Genomic DNA, 19,482 nt, shown 5'->3' with positions numbered 1-19,482 from the left:
ATGATTTTACAAAATTAGCCCAAACTCTTCAAATTTTCCTCAAACTACGCCTAAATCATTCGAAGGGCATTTTGAGTAATGAAGAAATCGATTCATTTTTGGAAGCATTCATTTGAGTATCCACTCCATAAACTATTTCTTTGGGATTAATATGTGAAAATGTACCAAATAAACGATCCCAAATAGAGAAGATATTTCCATAGTTAGAATCCGTAAAAGGTTGCACATAATGGTGATGTACATGGTGCATATCGGGCGTAACGATAACCCAGCTCAATATTTTGTTGAGAGTAGGGGGAAGCGTAATATTGGCGTGGTTGAATTGTGATAACAGTACCGAAATAGATTGATACATCATGACAACCCACATTGGTGCTCCAGTAATGACCACAGCAATGGTGGTGAAGACAAATCTAAAAACACTTTCTCCAGGATGATGACGGTTGGCAGTGGTAGTATCTACTTGCATATCGCTATGGTGAATAATGTGAAATCGCCACATCCACTTGACTTTATGCTCAAGCCAATGGATAAACCAAGCGCCAATCAAGTCCAATAGTAATAATCCTAAAATAGCATATATCCAAAGAGGCATGACAGGAAGCCAATTGATAATACCAAAATGATTAGCAACTGCCCAATCAGAAGATTTTAGTAGAATAAATGCCAAGAAAAAATTGACAATGATAGTCGTTAACGTAAAAAATATATTTACACCAGCATGGCGCCATTTATGATAGGAAAATTTGAATAGTGGTAAGGATGATTCAATCAACCAGAAAAAAGTAATACCACCCACCAAAATTATTGAGCGATGTGACGAAGGAATGGTAGAAAAGTAGTTTATTAGTCTTTCCATATTAATAGACTTTTCCAAGATTTTTTTGAATTAAGATTATTAATATAAATATAACCTATTTTAAGCAAGCTTATTCCTGATTAATTTTTTAAATTTTGCTTTAAAAAATCATGCAATAGTGTATGAAAATCAACGATTATCATAACTTTGCACCGTAAAATAAAAACAAATACCACCACTGTTAAACAAAGCTTTACTTTGTATTTATCACTCAAAATAAAGTTTTATCACTAATATTATCCTTAATTATATGAATCTACTGATCATTTATGAGCATCAGTTATTGGCTGATGGCCTTAAAGTTATTCTTGAGCCAAACCCTAGTATTTTATCTGTCAACTTACTTTCTTTAGAACAAGCATCTACACAAAGTATTCAGTCTTTTGCCCCAGACATACTGTTGATTGACTGTCAACAATCGCACCACCAAGTGACAAACCTACTTGAAGCCTTATCAATACAAAATGTTAATCTTGCTACTTTTGTGTTAGGAGTGAGCCAATGGATGTCTACTCCATCTGTAGTTACCAAAGTTTTTCAATTAAATAGTGGTTTAAATGATTTGCTATCCGAAATAAATGCTTTGAAGTCAAATTCAAGTCAAAAGCTCTTTAACGAAACCTATCATTACCAAACACCATTTTTTAGTAAGTATGGTATTTCTCTACGTGAAGCTCAAGTAATTGCTTACGTTATGCAAAGGGAGTCAAGCAGCTCGATTTCTGAGAAGTTGTTTATCAGTGTTCATACGGTCAATACACATAAACGGAATATTTATCATAAGCTATCTGTGCCGAATGAACGAGAACTGATAAAATTTGTTCAGAACAGATTCAAAACAGAACATTCTTTTAAGGCTAATAGTTAGGTATTTGTTTTTTGGTAATTAATCCCAAGACCATACCTAATGAAAGCGGGAAAAATAACCATTCAACACCAATTAAAACTTGTAGATTTTGCAAAAACATGATACTTAAAACTGTGATAGCAAAGCCAATGCTATTGACAATCGTTATAGCTGAAGCACGATACGCAGGTTGTGCATTTTGTGAAATAAGTGTAGAGAATTGAGGAGAGTCTGCTACTACACTAAATCCCCAAATTAATAACAAGCCTATAAATACCTCAAAAGGTAACTGCCATATAAAAGGGCTTAGTAAACAGCAAAATCCAGAAACAATCAAGAAAAAATAAGCTAACTGACGACTTGTGAAACGTTGTTGGGAGAGTTCGGCTGTGCATATACAGCCCAAAATCCCCATGCCAATTATACCAAAAGACCATGCTGAGATAGAAAAAGATTCATGGTGGAGGCTTTGATAATGCTGTAAAATGACTGGTACAAAGGCCCAAAAAGTATATAGCTCGAACATGTGTCCAAAATAGCCCCAAGCATATTTTTTGAAATTGGGGTTGGCAAATGCTTCTAATATCGCCTTTGGACTAAAAGTCCCTATTTTTTGACGATAGGGACCATCTGTTATGCCTATGGCCATTAATAATGCACCGCTTGATGACAAGATAGATGCAGCTATAATGATAGCTTGCCAATTAAAATGCCATTGTATTGCGGCTAAAAAGTGACCAAAGGATGTGCCCAATACCAGGGCTCCCACCAAATACCCTAAGGCTTTTCCTAATCCTTTCTGATGCCAATCGCTCATGATTTTCATGCCAACAGGATATACACCTGCCAGAAAAAAACCTACGCCAAATCTTATGCTGAGTAACAAAGTCGTATTTCCCATGCTCTGAAGTGTAAGGAGGTTGAGCAAAGCGCCAAAAAGAGCAGAGATAACAAATACCCATTTGGGCGAAAACCTATCGCTAATGGCTAAAATGGCATAACACAAGGTTCCACAAACAAAACCCAATTGTACTGCCGAAGTCATCTTACCTAAAAAATGATTATTTGGCGGAAACAAGGGTTGAATATCCTTTAAGATAGCATTGACAGCAAACCACAAAGAAGTTCCTGAAAATTGCGCAAAAACCACGACTGGGGTTACAGTCTTAGGGTTTTTTATAAAATTTAACATAGTCTATTTTTCTCAAAAACTAATATGTAATCGTGCAAAATAAGATTTAAGTTATGAGTTTAGGTACTAGGCAACAGGCACAAGGCATAGAGCGTATAGCCTAATACAGGTAACTTATTCCACAACCACATACGCTCTAACTGGAAATGTTCCCATTCCTTTCACTTTAGGTGGCGTTGCACAAAATTGAATCGCTACTCCATCAGGAATTTGGTGGAGGTTACACAAATGCTCCACAATCAAAATTTCGTTTTTGAGTAAAATAGTATGAACAGGTCTAGTTTTTCCAGAAACATCATCAATGTTGTATGAGTCTATCCCAACCAAAATCACTTTTTGATCTACCAAATATTGGGCTGCTTCTGCGGTTAAAAAGGGGTTCTCTGAATAATATGCTTCCTTTTCCCAAAGTTCATCCCAGCCCGTGTGTACCAACACCGCCTTGTTATAGATGTCATATTGTTTGAATATATCGACATCAATAACCTTGCTCTTTTGATATGGAGCTCTGACGACGACAGCGGCGAGGAGAGCAGTTTTTTCAATTAAAATGTCAGATAAATCCTTACCATCCTCATATCTGTGAAATGGGGTATCAATGTAAGTACCTGTATTTGCAACCATTTCAATTTTGCCAATTTGGAATGAAGTGTCTTCGTCGTACCAATTTTTAGATTCTTCTCGAATCCAAAAATCACAGATTTTGGGTGCTGGAAGTCCTTTGTAAGTAACAGTTCCGTCTTCGATAGTATGACTTAAGTCGATAAATTTCATGGTTTGTAAAATGAAAGTTGATAAATATTCAAGAATAAATGTACGGAAAAGTTTACCAAATTACTCACGTTTGGGCGACTGCCCCATGGCTCTTCCAATTGCTTTGATAATTACTGTTTTCGTGTTTTTCCTTATAGATTATAAATGAGGTTCTGATGAATATTAATTTTAGATGGACTGTGTGAATTTAATTATAATTAGAATAAATTTGATAAAAATAATAATTGCTGAATAATATCAATTTTATAAGTATCATTCTTTGTTAAAAACGTTTTTTCTACAATCAAATTAACGGGCTTATAGATGTTTGATACTAAATTATAAAACAACCTATGAAAAAAGCTCTACTTTTATTACTAATTTATTTTGCATATAATGCAAAAGTGTACTCACAAACCCCAGAAATTATTTTTTCTGGATTAAAAAGTCCTCAAAATGGGGTCATTTGCGCAGGACAAAAATTTACCGCCATATTTAATACAAGAGGTTCATTTTATACTGGAAACAAGTTTTCTCTACAACTAGCTACATGGGGAGGGTCGGTAATCCTAAACTTAGATACGAAAGATTCATCGGGCTTTCTAGTAGGAGAATATCCTAGTGATGATGTATTATCGCAACTCAACCCTAATGAATATTATTATATACAAATCGCCTCTACTGCGCCCAAAATAATTTCAAATCAAGCAAAGCAAGACTTTAGGTATGCTAAGCTTCCCAAACTAATCCATAATCCAATTTCTTCAACTACTATAAGAAAAGGAACTGCTTTGGGTATAGATTTGACTGGTACAGCTATGGCTCCCTTGAGTTTTACAACCTCAGAGGGGGATAATTATTACATCAATAATGTAGAGAGTTATAATAGTACCGTTAGATTCGATGTGTATCCTCAAAAAAGTGGTGAATTCAAAATAAAAGAAATCAAAAATGCTTGTGGACAAGGAACAGTGGAGGGAAATGTTTCATTGACTGTTCATAGCAATACTTTGACTCTTAATAGAAAGGATAACATGGTGTTTTGTAAGGGTGTTATTAATCGCTTAAGGATTACAAAACAAGGGACATGGAATACTGATAATAAATTCTTGTTGGAGTTTTCGAGTTATAGTAATGACAAAATTTTTGTAGTGGAGGCCACCGAAAATGATAGCGAAATATCATTTACCCTACCCGATGCCATCTCAATAGCACCCTATAATGTAGTTTTAAAATCAACAAGCCCTGCGATGATTGGCGATGGCAGAACATCAGTTGATATTAATACAAGTGGCTCCGCAGAATTAGTGCCTTTTTCTAAGACAATTGTTTATGGTAACAGTGCTACTTTGACTATCAATACCACACCATTGTATCCATTATATTACGAGCTAAATGATGGTCTAGTTGGCGTTATCGAAGGGAGTTGGCCAATAGAGCAGATTGTAAGACCAACCCAAAGTACAAATTACAAGGTTAAATATTCGAACACTTGTGGACAAGGAGAAGGTAAGAATGTAGTTAGCATCAATGTAGTAGATGGTATAAAAGTTGAAGATGTTGAAAAAGGCGTCTATTGCTTAAACGAGACTGTAAAGTTGAAGTTTAGTACACTTTCATCAACTCTTGCCATTGGTTCTACGATTAATGTACACATCAGATTCAACTTCTCGACTCCATTTAGAGTAGCAGGTAAAGTAACAGGAATCAATACTGCGGAGTTTGTTATTCCTTCTAGTGTAGCAGAAGCCCCAGGAATGTTTGCTATTGCCCTATCTACGGATAAACTTCCTATTGGAGCATATACTGCTTATACGATTGAAATGCGTAAACTTCCTACAGCCAGATGGTCGAATCCAATGTCTAATCTAAACTTGGACGTACCAAAGCTAGTAAACTTAGGATTAGCGCTCAATGGAGGTGGAGATTATAAGGTTGAACTTTCGACAGGTCAAACGTTGATGTCAATCTACGGTTTTACGAATGTTGAAGGAAATTTTTGGGCAGATACTACAAAGCAGTTTTCTATTAAATCGGTTTCTAATTCTTGTGGCGAATCCTCAAACTTAAATTTAGCCTTCAATGTAAGTGTTGCTCCTCAAACAAGCTATTTAAAGATTAAATCTACCATAAAATACAACTCCTTTGTTTGTTTAGAAAATACGTATGATTTATTATTAGAAAAAACAGGAAATTTTGCTAATGATACAAAATTTGTCCTCGATATAGTTGATAACTATGGATCAGCAATTGCCTTAAATGTTGCTGAGTTCAAGAATGACAAATTGAGTTGGAAGCCTAGCGCTAACTTACGCTCTTATTCATCACCCATTTATTTAAGACCCCGTGCTGTTAATACTCAAGTACAAGGAGAAATGTTGAAAATAAGGGTTGGTCAAAAACCTGAAGTGGATATATCAAGTATGACTATTTTAGTTGATTATGATGAGCGTCATGTAATAGATGCGAGTGTTAGTTTTGCTACCAATGATGACAATAATACTGTTACTCTTACCAATGGACAAGTGTTTAAATCAGGAAGTAGTTATTTGTTATTCAGTCTTCCAATGAATGGAAGTACAACTACTTACACGATAAAAAGCGTTGGTAATTCATGTGCAACTTTAGATATTAATAAGACTATCACTGCCAAATACCGTAATCGAGAAATCGTTATGGATAAGAATAATCAATTTTTGTGTAAAGGAGCAAAGCATACGATTACGTTTTTTGAAACAAAAAGGATACCTAACTCGCCAAAAGGAGTGTTTCAATTAGAAATTTCTCAAGTTGGAAACTTTGGAAATTATACTGTTCTTAAGAAAGATATTACACAAAGTCCTATCGAAATAATTATTCCTGAAAGCTTTAAAGCGGGTTGGTATTATATACGAATGAAAGACCAAAGTGATTCTACTTTTGTGTCAGCTACTCAATGGGTCAATTATCAGACCAACCCTAATATTGATGTTAGCTCTTTGGATGGCAAAAATGAAATAACCATTAATGGAGGAGAATATGTAGCTCTTAAAAATAATGGCGTAAGAGACTTAGAATTTAGTGGGTATCTCGCAAGTGATCAAAATCAAATTTTTTCATTCAATAGTGATGCGCTTAATGGTAGTGATATAAATTTCTTGCCAAGAGCAGGAGGTGTCTATAAACTAAAAACCCTAGTGAATCGATGTGGAATCTACGATGGACAGAGCTCCATTAAAGTGACACTCAAGCCAACGGTAACATGGAGTTTAAAATCGTTTAGTAGTATATACTGTAAAAATGAAAGTTATATTTTTACCTTAGGAGTAAAAGGAGATTTGCCGACTTCTGCCAAATTTAAGCTTTTGCTAGAAAACTCATCAGAGACCTCTCTTGCTACAATAGTAGAAGTTTCAAACTCTGGAGACTATATCGTGAAGTTACCATCTACTATTAAATTGGGGAGTTACAATTTAGTACTCCGTGATGTAGCAGGAAATAAAATAGGACAAACGCTAACTTACCGAGTTGAAACAACTCCAAATGTAGTAGTATCTGGGTCTAGTATAGTAAATGCTAATCAATCTACTTATATAAGTGCCAAACCCGTAAGCGAACTTTTTGCATCTTCTTCACCACAGATGCTGGGATACACCCTTACCAATGCTCAAAAAGGAATAGTATATTATTCTGAGACTAATCCTGCATATATTCCTGTCAATGTTAGTCTATCTCAAGTTATTAGTTTACAAAGTGTTTATAATGAATGTGGAGTCGGAATCGCAACAGGTAATGCTAATATAATCGTCAATACTAAAAGTGACAAAGTTGTTATGACGAATGCCCCCTCTACAACTACATCGAATCTTCGATTGTGTGCAGGTAGCAAGTCTACTATTACCTTTTCTACTCAAGGAAATTTTGATACAAATACTGCTTTTTTAGTACAATTATCAGATATAAATGGCGAAAATTTTCGAACACTTCCATCAACTCCAACACCGAGTGTTCAAAATTCACTGAATTTTCAGATTCCCAGTGATTTAAAATTAGGAACTGGATACCGTTTCAGAGTAATCAGTAACGATGCGAATAGTATATCTACTACCAATATTTTCCCTTTAACAATAGGAGCACCTTTAGTGGCCGAGTTTGATACGACAAAGTATTCTTATACAGCAAACTCGACTGCACTTGTAAGTCTAAGAATTAAAGTGGATGGTACTTTGCCTGTTATAGCTTCAATTGGGAAAAATGAAAGCTCTGCAAAAAATGTAACGATAGACAAGCTCCTATTTGAATACCCAGTAGAGGCTATGCCATCTGCACAGTATAAAATATTTGCTGTAGGTAGCACATCTTGTGGACTAGGATTGGTTGGCACAAAATCTATAGCAACTCTTGAATTAATCACAGGTATCGACGACCTACAATCACTAGGTGTTTTGGTGGGACCAAACCCCGCCAGCGACTATATCACCATCACGAGTGACGAGCCAAATATCAAAGCTGAAATTTTTGATATGATGGGACAGTCGGTATTTGATACAGAACTCCTTGCTGGTAAAAACCAAATCAGTCTTCAAAGTTTTGCAAATGGAGTTTATCACCTCAAAGTTTCTAAAGGAAATAAATCAGGAACTTTTAAAGTGATGAAATTCTAATTATTACATCCCGATTACGATAAGTAGTCGGGATTTTTTTGCAAATATACTCTACCCTCGCTAATATTATCCGCAATCATCTAATTAGTTGGGATAGAGTTTTAAACCTCTTAAAGCAGACGATTAATTGAATACTCGCCTTTTTCATTAAAATCATCTGTTACGAAAAATGTAAAATTTATTTTGTTAAATGAGCCTTTTATACCTGGGTAATAAATCGTCATACCGTCAACAGGAGTACCATACTCGAAAAGTGCTTTGCCCGTAATAATTGTTGAAGTGGAGGGAAATTTATCGGCACAACCAAGGCGATGAAAATCATTGAGACTAATGGTAGAAGGTGTTTCATTATTTTGGAAGGTATTAGTTGTAAGTATTGTTAATTATTTCTTTACCAATAAATATTTTCCTCATTTGTTACTATCTAGGCGAAGTATATGCGAGGCAAAATAAACGACATTAGGATGTTATTTTACTAAACAATGCTCAATATTGTCCATTATTATTTGATAAAAAAATCAAGTTGATAGCAAATTCATCAGTAGAGATGCAATGCTTTGCGTCTAAAAATGTGTCATTTTGGAATGTAATATCAAAAAGGCATTCGAAAAACTCATTTCGAATGCCTTTTTGATAAACCATCACAATATCCCTGTTATCCGAGCTAATTTTAGCACTAGCTAAAGCTCAAAAATCTATCAACAAACAAAAGGTAGCTTTTTATATCAAAGTATCTCAACTCCTGCTTATTTTAACTATTCATTCCATTTACCCATGCTTCATCACTTTTCGAATCTGCTGGTACGAGTCATTTTGAAAACGAGCGTAATAGACGTCATTTTTCCATTTTGAAGTATCTACAGGCATATCATAAGTACCTTCAGGATATAGCCCATCCACTGGGGTGTCCATTAGTCTTCCTACGTTATCAAAAATTTGAATCAGGTTATGGCCGCCTCTTGAAGTATATACCAAAATCGTACTTTGTTGGAAAGGATTGGGGTAATTGTAGATGTATTCCCCCGTAGAATCTAAATCCACAACAGGAGTAAGTCCACAAGCTTGCGGCCGAATGAGTGGTAAAGATTGAAAGGTATCTTTAAACAACACATCGTCCTTCCAACTGGCATTCATACATAAAAACTGTTCAAGAATAGAACTATATACCGAACGAAAATCATATTGCATGAGTACATTGTCGCCTGTTTGAACTGAAGCTGCAATATCTGGCGTTGTACCCAACACAATGGGATTGACCATATCCCCAAACATAAACAAAGGGGCGGCTGCTCCGTGGTCGGTTCCGCCACTGGCATTCGATTTGATCCTACGTCCAAATTCTGAATAGGTCATTCCTACGACTCTTTTGGATACGCCCATTGCTTTCAAATCATCGGTAAAGGCTTTGATGGCATCCGAGATTTGTTTCCAAAGATTGGCATGCGTTCCTGTGGTGGTAGCAGTCGTATTTACCTGATTACTGTGCGTATCAAAGCCTCCCAGATTGACAAAATACACCTTCGTTTTGAGTCCTCCTCCAATAAGGCTTGCCACGATTTTTAATTGTCCTGCCAAATTGGTATTTGGGTAGGTAACCAAATTTTTAGCTTTGCCCGCTGCTCCTCTAATAGAACTGGCATATAAATTTGTCTGATTGGCTACTTCTCTCAAAAACTTCAATTCTTTCCCTGCTAAAGTATCTGGGGCATCTTCTACCTTATTTTGTACCAAATTATAGAAACTGCTAGGGTTGGTAATAGCCATTCCCATAGAGGAAACAGGACCTTGCAAAGCAGTACTCACCGTAGAGCCAATTTGTATGGCCAAAGGGTCTGGGAATTGAGCATTAGGATAGTTGTTGGGATAGGCAGGGTGTTGTAAAGCCAAATATCTTCCAAGCCAGCCATTATACACATACTGATTGGCATCTGAGGCCGAATTCCAAATATCAGTTGCCCTGAAATGGGAAAAGTTGGGATTGGGGTACCCTACGCTTTGTATTACGTTGGCTTTGCCCTCCATAAATAGGTTATGCAAGCCTCCTGCCATAGAGGGGTGCAGACCAATATTATCATTTTGAGAAATCTTCAATAGGGATGTCTCTGGAATGGCGATGTTTGGGCGAGCATTTTTGTACAGCCCATATTTATCGATAGGGATAACGGTATTTAAACCGTCGTTACCTCCATTGAGCTGGATAACCACAAGCGTGTTGTCGTCACCACTTTGATTTTTGGCAACATTTCCCAAGGCTTTCACCGAAAAACCACTGAGTAATGCAGGCATTAAGAATCCTGATATAGACTGCTGGACAAACTCTCTACGTTTCATAAAAAGAGATTTTAGATAGAAGAAATACCGAAATCAACTTATTGTGCAAAATGAATTAGAGTAAAATATTTCACTTACAATTCACCTAGTGTCCTAAGGATTATAAAACTGTTTATTTCGGATGTTGGATTTCGGAAGTATAAGCTTCTATATTTCCGAAATCAGAAATCCCAAATCTGAAATAGTTAGAAATCCTTAGAACACTACTAATTCACAACTCACAATTCATCACTCATAACTAGGTTAATTGGTACTCTGGCAATGACAATAAGTACTGGTAAAGTGATTGTAATTTGCTCTTGACAAGTGTCATGGTATCTTGCGGTCTTACCAGCATGGTATCCCAGATTTCGGTCCAATAGTAGTCGCTCGACTGCCCCGAAAGCAGTATGTCTCTTTTGAGTTGTTCAATTCTTTCTGCTGAAACGGGCACTTTGTATAACAAGGCAATGGAATCGGTAATCAACAAATTGGGATCGTTGGGTTTGGGTAAATTCTTGGCAAAAGCAATGACATCAATCTGTATTCTTTTCCCATTACGGGTGATTCCATTAGCAACTATGGTGTCGGTATATTGCACTCTTTTGGGATAAGTATCTGCCGTAATCCATGCTTCGTAAAATATCGGTTGCTGATAATAAGCCGCCCAACCAGCTACGTTGGGAGGGTCTCCAATACTTTGTTGCATAATCGTACCTTGTCGAACGACTTCTACAAAAAACGTGTAGACATCCACAAATTCCGTTTTCGGATTTGGGAATATCACATCAAATTCACGAAGGTTTCCAATAACTAAATCTAGGGGAGATTTGATAACAGCTCCATAAAGCTGTGCATCATAAAAAAAATGACTTTTAAAGAGGGTAGAAAGGACTGGAGTAATCTCAAAATTATTTTTTCTGAAAATTTCGGCGAGCGGCGTAATGACGTTTTTTTCGACACTTTCATTCAAATCATAATGCACAAAGAACTGATAAATTTTCCGACAAATAAACTTGCTTAATTCTTCTTTTTGAAATAGCATATTGACTAATTCATCCAGTTCTAACATACCATCTGTACCTGATTTCCCTTTTATGACCGTGTTATTGTAATACGACGAAAAGGTTTTATCACTGGTATCATGCCTGCTTGGAGTAAAGCTATAATCGATAGTCAGAGCACTTACGACATAGCCTGTCAATACTCTAGCTGCGGCTTTTACGTCGTCTTCTGTGTACTTTGAGTCGGAGCCTTTTCCCATTGTAAAGAGCTCTTGTAGCTCTCGTCCGTAGTTTTCGTCTGGCGCTGTTTTGGTATTTTTATTTCCATTCAAATACACCAGCATAGCAGGGTCAATGGACATTTCTCGAACGAAAGTTTTGAAATTACCCAAAGCAAATTTTCGTAGTAATGAGTGATGTTTGTACAAATAGCGTGCGTCACTTACGGTATCTGCTTCGGTAGAAAAATGATTGTGCCAAAATAGAATCATTTTCTCGTGGAGACTTCTTCCCTGATAAAACATCTGTTGCAACCACCAAGCTTTGTAGCTATTTCTCCTCTTACTATTGAGCGTGCCATCTCCGTAAGCGGCAAATGCCCAAGTGGCGCCAAGTGCAATGCCTGTTGGATCGGTATAATCGCTCGTATTGTAATAGTTGAGGGGAGGCTCAGGAAACGATTGAGGTTTTAATAATTCATCGACGGACTGACTTAAAGTTTTGGTTTTGAAATAGTTTACATCGGCTGGTTTGGCGCCAAACATTACCCGCTTGAGCAAGTGAGTAATCTGTGGCGTACTCCATTCACCTTTATATTCCTCCAATCCTCCTTTAATTTGTTTACTTGAAAAAGTCATAGTATGTTGTGCTTAGAGTTGGACCTTTTAGATTTTCAATGATTGAAAAGGTTTAATTATTGTCGTTAACCTAGTAAAAGGCTTTACAATAAAATATACCTAACAATACCATAATAAAAGCATAATGTACTAGTCGAGACTTAGCAAAAATCAAGATTTACCTTTGTGGCAAAATTGGTTTTGCGTTATGACAAACACTAAATTTCAAAATGATATTGCTATAATTGAAGCATGGCAAGCGGGCGATTCCGACGCATTTGAGGTACTTTATCAAAAGTACTGGCGAAAGCTCTATGTCTTTGCACGCCGTACCACGCCCAATACCGAGGATGCCCAAGATTTGATTCAAGATGTTTTTGCGCAATTATGGATGCAAAAAGAACAAATCGATGCTGCTGTATTTTCGGAATCCTATTTGTTTGCTATTGTGAGAAATAAACTATTGGATAAAATTCGAAAACAATATGTGCGGGAAGAATATGTCCAGAAAATTCTTCAATCTTCCTCCGAGTCTGATTTCTCAACTCAGCAAACCATCCTGACCAATGATTTGAACAATCATATTCATCAAGCGGTGGATGTTTTGCCAGAAAAATGCAGAGAAGTTTTTCAACTTAGTCGTTTCGAGCAACTCTCAGTTGATCAGATTGCCCAAAAGCTTCAAATTTCCCCTCAAACCGTCAAAAATCAATTATCCAAAGCGCTACAATTAGTTCGTTTTCGATTAAGAGAGTTTGCAACTCTTGGGCTTTTATTATCTACTTTTTTTTAAAAAATCATATTTCAGCATAGTACCAAAACTTACCTTGCACGAATACATACATGAAAGGAAAGGAAAACATCCCCATTTCCTTTACATGAATGATTTCCAAAGAGCAGGAGCGAATTTTACGAGAATACCTCAGTGGTCAAGAAAGCCCCGAAGGAAAAGCCCTTTTTGATCAATGGGCACAATCGCTCTATGAGGATAGTTCATTGCAACCTTCCGACACCGAGGAGGCTTTAGCAAAAGTTCAACAAGAAATTTGGCTGAAGGTTTCTGCTAAAAAAGTTTCTTCAATTATTCGTTTGGCATCTTCATGGGGGCTTCGTGCTGGAATGGCAGCGAGTTTGTTGTTGATTTCTCTCTTGGCTTGGAAATGGATTGACAGATACAACCAACCAGTCCCCGAATATGAATTAAGTTATCAGACCATCAAAACAAAAGCTGGTGAACACGCTACCGTCACTTTGGAAGATGGTACACAGGTATTTCTGAATGGTGCCTCGAGCTTGCGTTTTCCAACAAAACTACTTGGACAAACTCGTCACGTATATTTAGAAGGGGAAGCTTATTTTGAGGTAACGCACAACCCTCAACAACCTTTTGTAGTGAGCTCAAAACACCTGAACACTACGGTGAAAGGTACCACTTTCGATGTGCATGATTACGCTCAAGACATACAAGCAAATGTGACAGTATTGACAGGGAAAGTTGCTGTAGAAATGGCAAATAATAGAACTAGTAATTGCTTAATTCTTCCAAATCAAACATGTATTTATCAAAAAGGAAAAGCTGTTTTGGAACAGTCAAATGTGGAAGATGCCAGAGAGTCAATCAGTTGGAGGGAACGAAAAATTTACTTCAAACGTGAGCGTATGGGTTTGGTTTTTAGAAAATTAGAACGAATGTATGCGGTGTCATTTCGAATCAAAAACCCTCAGTTATTAGATTGTACATGGATTGCTTCTTTCGAAAATGCTAGCTTGGAAGAAGTTCTACAATTGATGCAATCTTCATTAGGTATCCAATATCAAATCAAAGGAAAGGAGGTTATTATCACAGGAATTTGCCAATAAATACGAGTCCAAAATATAGTTTTAGACTATTTTACAAATAAAAAAAGGTCAATGAAGGGTCGAGCTTCATTAACCTTGCAAACAATTCCCACGTCGTAGCGCCTTTTACAAGGTGCCCTTATAGGTTATTATCTTAAGCAAACTTATGCAAAAAAATCGATTCTCGCTAATGATAAGGCGAATCATCTCGGTGCCCACACTGTCGTTGGCATTAGGCTTTGGTATGTGTCATGCACAAGTATCCCAAGCACAGGAAGTATTGAATAACAAAGTTTCGGTTCAGGCTCAAAACCAGAGCCTAGAAAGTGTTTTAACACAAATAGAAAAACAAACAGGCGTGCGTTTCGTGTATGCAGGAAGTTTGATTTCGGAAAAAGATAAACTCACTTTTTCGGTCCAAAATCAAAACTTGAAACAAGTACTGAATAGTATTTTTTCAAACCGAAATATCGATTTTAGTTTTTCTGGAAATAATCAAATCGTCCTAAAAGCAAGCCCAAAGTCGCAAGACCATACTTCGGTAAGTGGAAAAATCACCGATGCTCAAACAGGCGATGCTTTGCCAGGGGTAAACGTATCGGTAAAAGGTACCAGCAAAGGTGCCACTTCTGATGCGAATGGAAATTTCAAAATCAGCATATCAGAAAAAGACGCAGTATTATTATTTTCCTTTGTGGGATTTACTTCACAAGAGGTTCCAATAAAAGGAAGAAACCGTCTCAATGTTCAGTTATCAGAGGATAACAAATATCTCAATGAGGTAGTAGTAACAGCCTTAGGTATCAAAAGAGAGGAAAAAGCCTTAGGATATTCTACCCAAAAACTAGATGGTTCAGCAGTGACGGATGCACCATCCAACAACTTTATGAATGCACTATCAGGTAAAGTTGCAGGCTTGAACCTAACCAAAACCGATGGTCCTATGGGAAGTAGCCGTGTGACACTGCGTGGCGAAAGTATTTTGGATTTCAATTCCCCTGGTGCTTTAATCGTAGTCGATGGCGAACCGATTAACACTTCTTTTCAGGGTGTAGGACATGGAGCCTATTTAGGTGGCGATTCTCCTATCGATTTTGGAAGTGCGCTAACAGATATTGACCCTAATAATATCGAGTCTATCAACGTACTAAAAGGTCCTGCGGCATCAGCCTTGTACGGCTCTCGTGCAGGCAATGGGGCGATTATTATCACGACCAAGAGCGCAAGTAAAGACAAAAAAGGTCTTGGGGTGTCTTTTAACTCTTATGTAAGTGTTGACCAAGTAAATCGTTGGCCAGACTATCAATACCAATACGGGCAAGGAACGGCAGGGCAGAATTATTACTCTTATGGTACAACGGCAGATGGTGCAGGAACGCAAAGTACAAGTTCGGCTTGGGGACCTAAATTTGATGGTCAATCATTTTATCAATATGACTCACCGCGTGATGCCAATGGTGCTTTTACCGAAAGAACACCATGGAAACCCTATACAGACAATCGCAAAAACTTTTTTGAGCAAGGAGTAACCCTGTCAAACAATATTTCGATTACCAATGTGAAAGACAAAAGCAATACTCGTTTGAGTCTTTCCCAAATGAAAAATAACTGGATTTTGCCTAATACAGGCTATGAACGTATTAGTTTAGGTTTCTCAAATAATTCACAGATTTCGGCAAAGTTGAGTACTGCTGCGAAGGTCAATTATTACAATAAATTTAGCGATAACCTTCCGTCGACGGGCTACAACAACCAGTCGATTATGTACTTTATTGCGTTCCAAAATCCGAATGTTAATTTGGATTGGTATCAGCCTTACTGGTTGCCAGGAAAAGAAGGTTTGGAACAAAATCACCCTTTTAGTTCTTTGATTGATAATCCTTATTTGATTGTATATGAAATGCTGAACAAATCGAGTCGTCATAATGTAACGGGTACTATGTCGGCTACCTACAATATTTTGAAAGGCTTGGATTTAACGGTGCGTACTGGTTTGGATATGGGTTATGAATTTCGTTCGCAACAACGTCCTAAGAATACCCAAAAATTTCAAGCGGGTATGTACCGTCAGCAAAATGTATTTAACCTCGAATCTAACTCTGATTTTTTGTTGAAATACAAATTGCCACTTGAAAAAACTTGGCAAGTGACAACCAGTTTTGGAGGAAATATTTTGAAACAAAGTCAAAAATTTACCAATCAATTAGCTGACCGCTTGGTGATTCCAGGGGTGTATAATTTGGCAAATTCTGAACAATTACCTCTCACCCAAAGTGACCGTGCCGAAAAGCGTATTAACAGTTTGTATGGTTTTGTTAACCTTGGTTACAAAGATTTTGCCTTTTTGGATGTTACAGGTCGTAATGACTGGAGTAGTACTTTACCAAAACAAAATAATTCTTTCTTTTATCCTTCAGCTACTTTGAGTTTGGTTTTATCTCAAATGACTAATATGCCTAATTGGATAAGCTATGGTAAAATCCGTGGTGCTTACGCCAGTGTAGGCTATGACGCTCGCTTAGGAACCTATAATCTAGAAAAAATCTATAACTCAGGTACTTTCCCGGGTGAACTCGAAAGTCCTAATGTGATTGCCAATCCGAATCTAAAGCCACAAAGAAATAACTCCTTTGAGGCAGGAACGGAATGGCGTTTTTTCAAAAATCGTTTGAGTTTGGACGCTACCGTTTATGAACAAACTACCATTGACCAAATCTTGTATGCACCAGTGGAATATGCTTCAGGATATAGCTCTTCATTGATCAACATGGGTAAAGTCGTAAACAAAGGTGTCGAATTAACCTTAAATGGCAATCCTGTGAAAAATTACGCTGGCTTTTCGTGGGATGTAACAGTCAATTGGTCGATGAATAGGAATAAAGTATTGGAGTTAAACAACGAAACAGGAAGTGTAATACTGGCAAAATATGTTGGTAGCCGTGTGACAGTCGAAGCCAGAGAAGGACAACCTTTAGGAACAATTTACGGACTAGGCTTTAAGCGTTCGCCAGAAGGACAAATTGTATTTGACAAAGATGGATACCCTGTGCTTACCGATCAGTTCGTTAACCTTGGCAATACAAATCCTGATTGGAGGGGAAGTATTTCTAATAATTTTAAATACAAAAACTGGAGTTTATCTGTACTATTTGATATTCGACAAGGTGGTAGAATTTTCTCTTTGACGAATTCTATTTTGGGTGAACAAGGTAAAAATACAGCCACCTTAGCAGGTAGATATGACGGTATCATTGGACAAGGTGTAACGCTCAATGCCGACGGACAATATGTGCCTAATACCACCAAAGCGACTAATATCGTAACGTATTACAACAAATGGTATGGTCGTGACAATGTGGAGGCTAATACATTTGACGCTTCATTTGTCAAACTTCGAGAGGCTCGTTTGGCTTACACCATTCCTGCAAAAGTGCTTCGTAAGACTTTCTTAAGAACTGCAAGTATCGGAATTTACGGTCGTGATTTATTTGTATGGTCAACTTTCCCTGCTTTTGACCCCGAAACATCTACGCTCGATAATGCTACGATCACCCCAGGTTTAGAAGTTGGACAATTCCCATCTACGCGTACTATGGGAGCAAACCTTACTATATCTTTCTAATTTTTATAACATGAAAAAACTTATCTTTTTATATCTTTTTCTTATCGTAGCTCTGACGTCTTGTACAGAAGGCATGGAGGAACTCAATCACGACCCAGAAGGGGTATCGTCCGCCACAGCTGGTAGCTTTATGAATACTGCCATTTTGGAAGGAGTTAACACTGGTTTGAGTCGAAGCCATCGTCTCAATAATGAGTTGATGCAAGTAACAGTTTCTTTGACCGAAGGCAATACGGTGTTTCATCGATATGTGCTTTTTCCGAGTGAGTCAGATTATATGTGGAGCAATTATTATTTGTCATTGACCAATATTGAAGATATGATTCAAAAGGCAAAAGCCATGTCACAGCCCAATTACCTAGCCATCGGACTTACCTTAAAGGCTTGGTTGTTTGCGAATCTGACCGATATTTATGGCGATATTCCCTATTCACAAGCATTGAAAGGGTATCCAAATTATGTAGTAAATCCCGCTTTTGATAAACAAGAAGACATTTATACCGATTTGATAGCAAAGCTGGATACTGCCAATACGCTTTATGACGTAAGTAAAACCTTAACTTTAGGACAAGATGCCTTGTTTGGAGCAGATAAGAGTACAGTAGGAACTTTGCGCTGGAAAAAATTTACTAATTCGCTTCGTTTACGCCTATTAATGCGTGGTGAAGCCAAATCTCCAGCTTTACAAGCACAATTGAAAGCCATGTTGGCAAACCCCGACAAATACCCATTAATGGCTAGTTCTGACGAAAGTGCTGCTTTGAAATTTACCCAAGTCACGCCATTACTAAATCCCTTTACCAGTGCCCGTGATTATGATTTTAACGGAGCAAATGCCGTTTCTGAGTTTTTTATCAAAACCCTAAGCACTTGGTCTGACCCAAGATTGGATATTTGGGCTACCAAAGCCAGCGGTAAATACACAGGTATTCCAAGCGGTTATACCATAGCCGACGGTCCAGCGATGAATGCGATAAGTTCTTCAAAACTTAACAAAAATCTTAAAACTTCTTTAATTTTAGGTACTATCTTGCAATATGCGGAGGTAGAGTTTTTGTTGGCTGAGGCAGCGTTCAAAGGATATACCACCGATAGTCCCAAAGACCATTATGAGAAAGGTATTTCTGCTTCGATGAAATATTGGGGTGCAACGCAACCAACGGATTTTTTGACTCGTTCGGGCGTTGCCTACAACGGAACTCTCCAACAAATTATGACGCAAAAATACATTGCTCTATTTTTCAATGATATGCAACAATGGTTTGAATATAAGCGTACAGGATATCCTATTTTGCCAGTTGGGAAAGGTGTTGAAAACAATGGCAAAATGCCGATGAGATTAAAATATCCCTTATCGACGCAATCACTTAATCGTGCCAATTACGACAAGGCAGTAGCACAAATGGGAGGAGACGATATCAATACCAAAACATGGTGGACGAAGTAAGGAAGTAATTGTGAGTGCTGAGTTGTGAGTGATGAATTGTGGGTGTAAAATTTTAATAATCAGTGTTTTGTATTTGAAAATTGCCATTTGGAATTAGTGTTGTATGAAGTTTTTTATTTTGTTCAATAAA

The 19,482-nt window shown here is 37.3% G+C and carries 11 protein-coding genes; 6 read left to right on the top strand and 5 right to left on the bottom strand.

What is annotated here, in order from left to right:
- Positions 1 to 55: 55 nt before the first annotated feature.
- On the bottom strand, positions 56 to 859 hold the full coding sequence (locus tag QM481_RS16470; protein WP_283382508.1) for a sterol desaturase family protein: 804 nt from the start codon (positions 857 to 859) through the stop codon (positions 56 to 58).
- Between the two features lie 250 nt (positions 860 to 1,109).
- Here QM481_RS16470 and QM481_RS16465 point away from each other — a divergent pair, with 250 nt between their 5' ends.
- Complete coding sequence (locus QM481_RS16465) at positions 1,110 to 1,727, top strand: response regulator transcription factor (RefSeq protein ID WP_283382507.1); 618 nt, start codon at positions 1,110 to 1,112, stop codon at positions 1,725 to 1,727.
- Here the strand turns inward: QM481_RS16465 and QM481_RS16460 are convergent.
- Both QM481_RS16460 and QM481_RS16455 read right to left on the bottom strand, forming a co-directional pair.
- Positions 1,717 to 2,898 carry an MFS transporter gene (locus tag QM481_RS16460; protein ID WP_283382506.1) on the bottom strand — a complete coding sequence of 394 codons (1,182 nt, stop codon included), beginning with the start codon at positions 2,896 to 2,898 and terminating at the stop codon, positions 1,717 to 1,719. The genes QM481_RS16465 and QM481_RS16460 overlap by 11 nt on opposite strands.
- Positions 2,899 to 3,012: 114 nt before the next feature.
- The gene (locus QM481_RS16455) at positions 3,013 to 3,672 is read right to left on the bottom strand and encodes a cyclase family protein (protein WP_283382505.1); all 660 of its coding nucleotides are present in this window, start codon (positions 3,670 to 3,672) and stop codon (positions 3,013 to 3,015) included.
- A 332-nt stretch (positions 3,673 to 4,004) separates the two neighbouring features.
- Here QM481_RS16455 and QM481_RS16450 point away from each other — a divergent pair, with 332 nt between their 5' ends.
- Positions 4,005 to 8,294: a T9SS type A sorting domain-containing protein gene (locus tag QM481_RS16450; protein WP_283382504.1), complete on the top strand. Its 4,290-nt coding sequence runs from the start codon at positions 4,005 to 4,007 to the stop codon at positions 8,292 to 8,294.
- A gap of 768 nt (positions 8,295 to 9,062) precedes the next feature.
- Here the strand turns inward: QM481_RS16450 and QM481_RS16445 are convergent.
- The gene (locus QM481_RS16445) at positions 9,063 to 10,625 is read right to left on the bottom strand and encodes a DUF1501 domain-containing protein (protein ID WP_283382503.1); all 1,563 of its coding nucleotides are present in this window, start codon (positions 10,623 to 10,625) and stop codon (positions 9,063 to 9,065) included.
- 238 nt (positions 10,626 to 10,863) lie between these two features.
- On the bottom strand, positions 10,864 to 12,465 hold the full coding sequence (locus tag QM481_RS16440; RefSeq protein WP_283382502.1) for a DUF1800 domain-containing protein: 1,602 nt from the start codon (positions 12,463 to 12,465) through the stop codon (positions 10,864 to 10,866).
- A gap of 187 nt (positions 12,466 to 12,652) precedes the next feature.
- On the opposite strand from QM481_RS16440, the gene QM481_RS16435 reads away from it, so the two are divergent.
- The 4 genes from QM481_RS16435 to QM481_RS16420 all read left to right on the top strand — a co-directional run bounded on the left by QM481_RS16435 (position 12,653) and on the right by QM481_RS16420 (position 19,352).
- Entirely contained in the window at positions 12,653 to 13,237 is a 585-nt protein-coding gene (locus tag QM481_RS16435) for an RNA polymerase sigma factor (RefSeq protein WP_283382501.1), read from the top strand.
- An 89-nt stretch (positions 13,238 to 13,326) separates the two neighbouring features.
- Positions 13,327 to 14,304, top strand: a complete 978-nt coding sequence (locus QM481_RS16430) for a FecR family protein (protein WP_283382500.1) — start codon at positions 13,327 to 13,329, stop codon at positions 14,302 to 14,304.
- A gap of 145 nt (positions 14,305 to 14,449) precedes the next feature.
- The gene (locus tag QM481_RS16425) at positions 14,450 to 17,905 is read left to right on the top strand and encodes a SusC/RagA family TonB-linked outer membrane protein (protein ID WP_283382499.1); all 3,456 of its coding nucleotides are present in this window, start codon (positions 14,450 to 14,452) and stop codon (positions 17,903 to 17,905) included.
- Between the two features lie 10 nt (positions 17,906 to 17,915).
- Complete coding sequence (locus QM481_RS16420) at positions 17,916 to 19,352, top strand: SusD/RagB family nutrient-binding outer membrane lipoprotein (protein WP_283382498.1); 1,437 nt, start codon at positions 17,916 to 17,918, stop codon at positions 19,350 to 19,352.
- Positions 19,353 to 19,482 lie beyond the last annotated feature (130 nt).

Origin of the sequence: Flectobacillus rivi (assembly GCF_030056655.1) — a bacterium.
GTDB classification, from domain to species: Bacteria; Bacteroidota; Bacteroidia; order Cytophagales; family Spirosomataceae; genus Flectobacillus; species Flectobacillus rivi.
The sequence above is the reverse complement of the archived record's forward strand: the minus strand, read 5'-3'. Positions and strand labels throughout refer to the sequence as shown.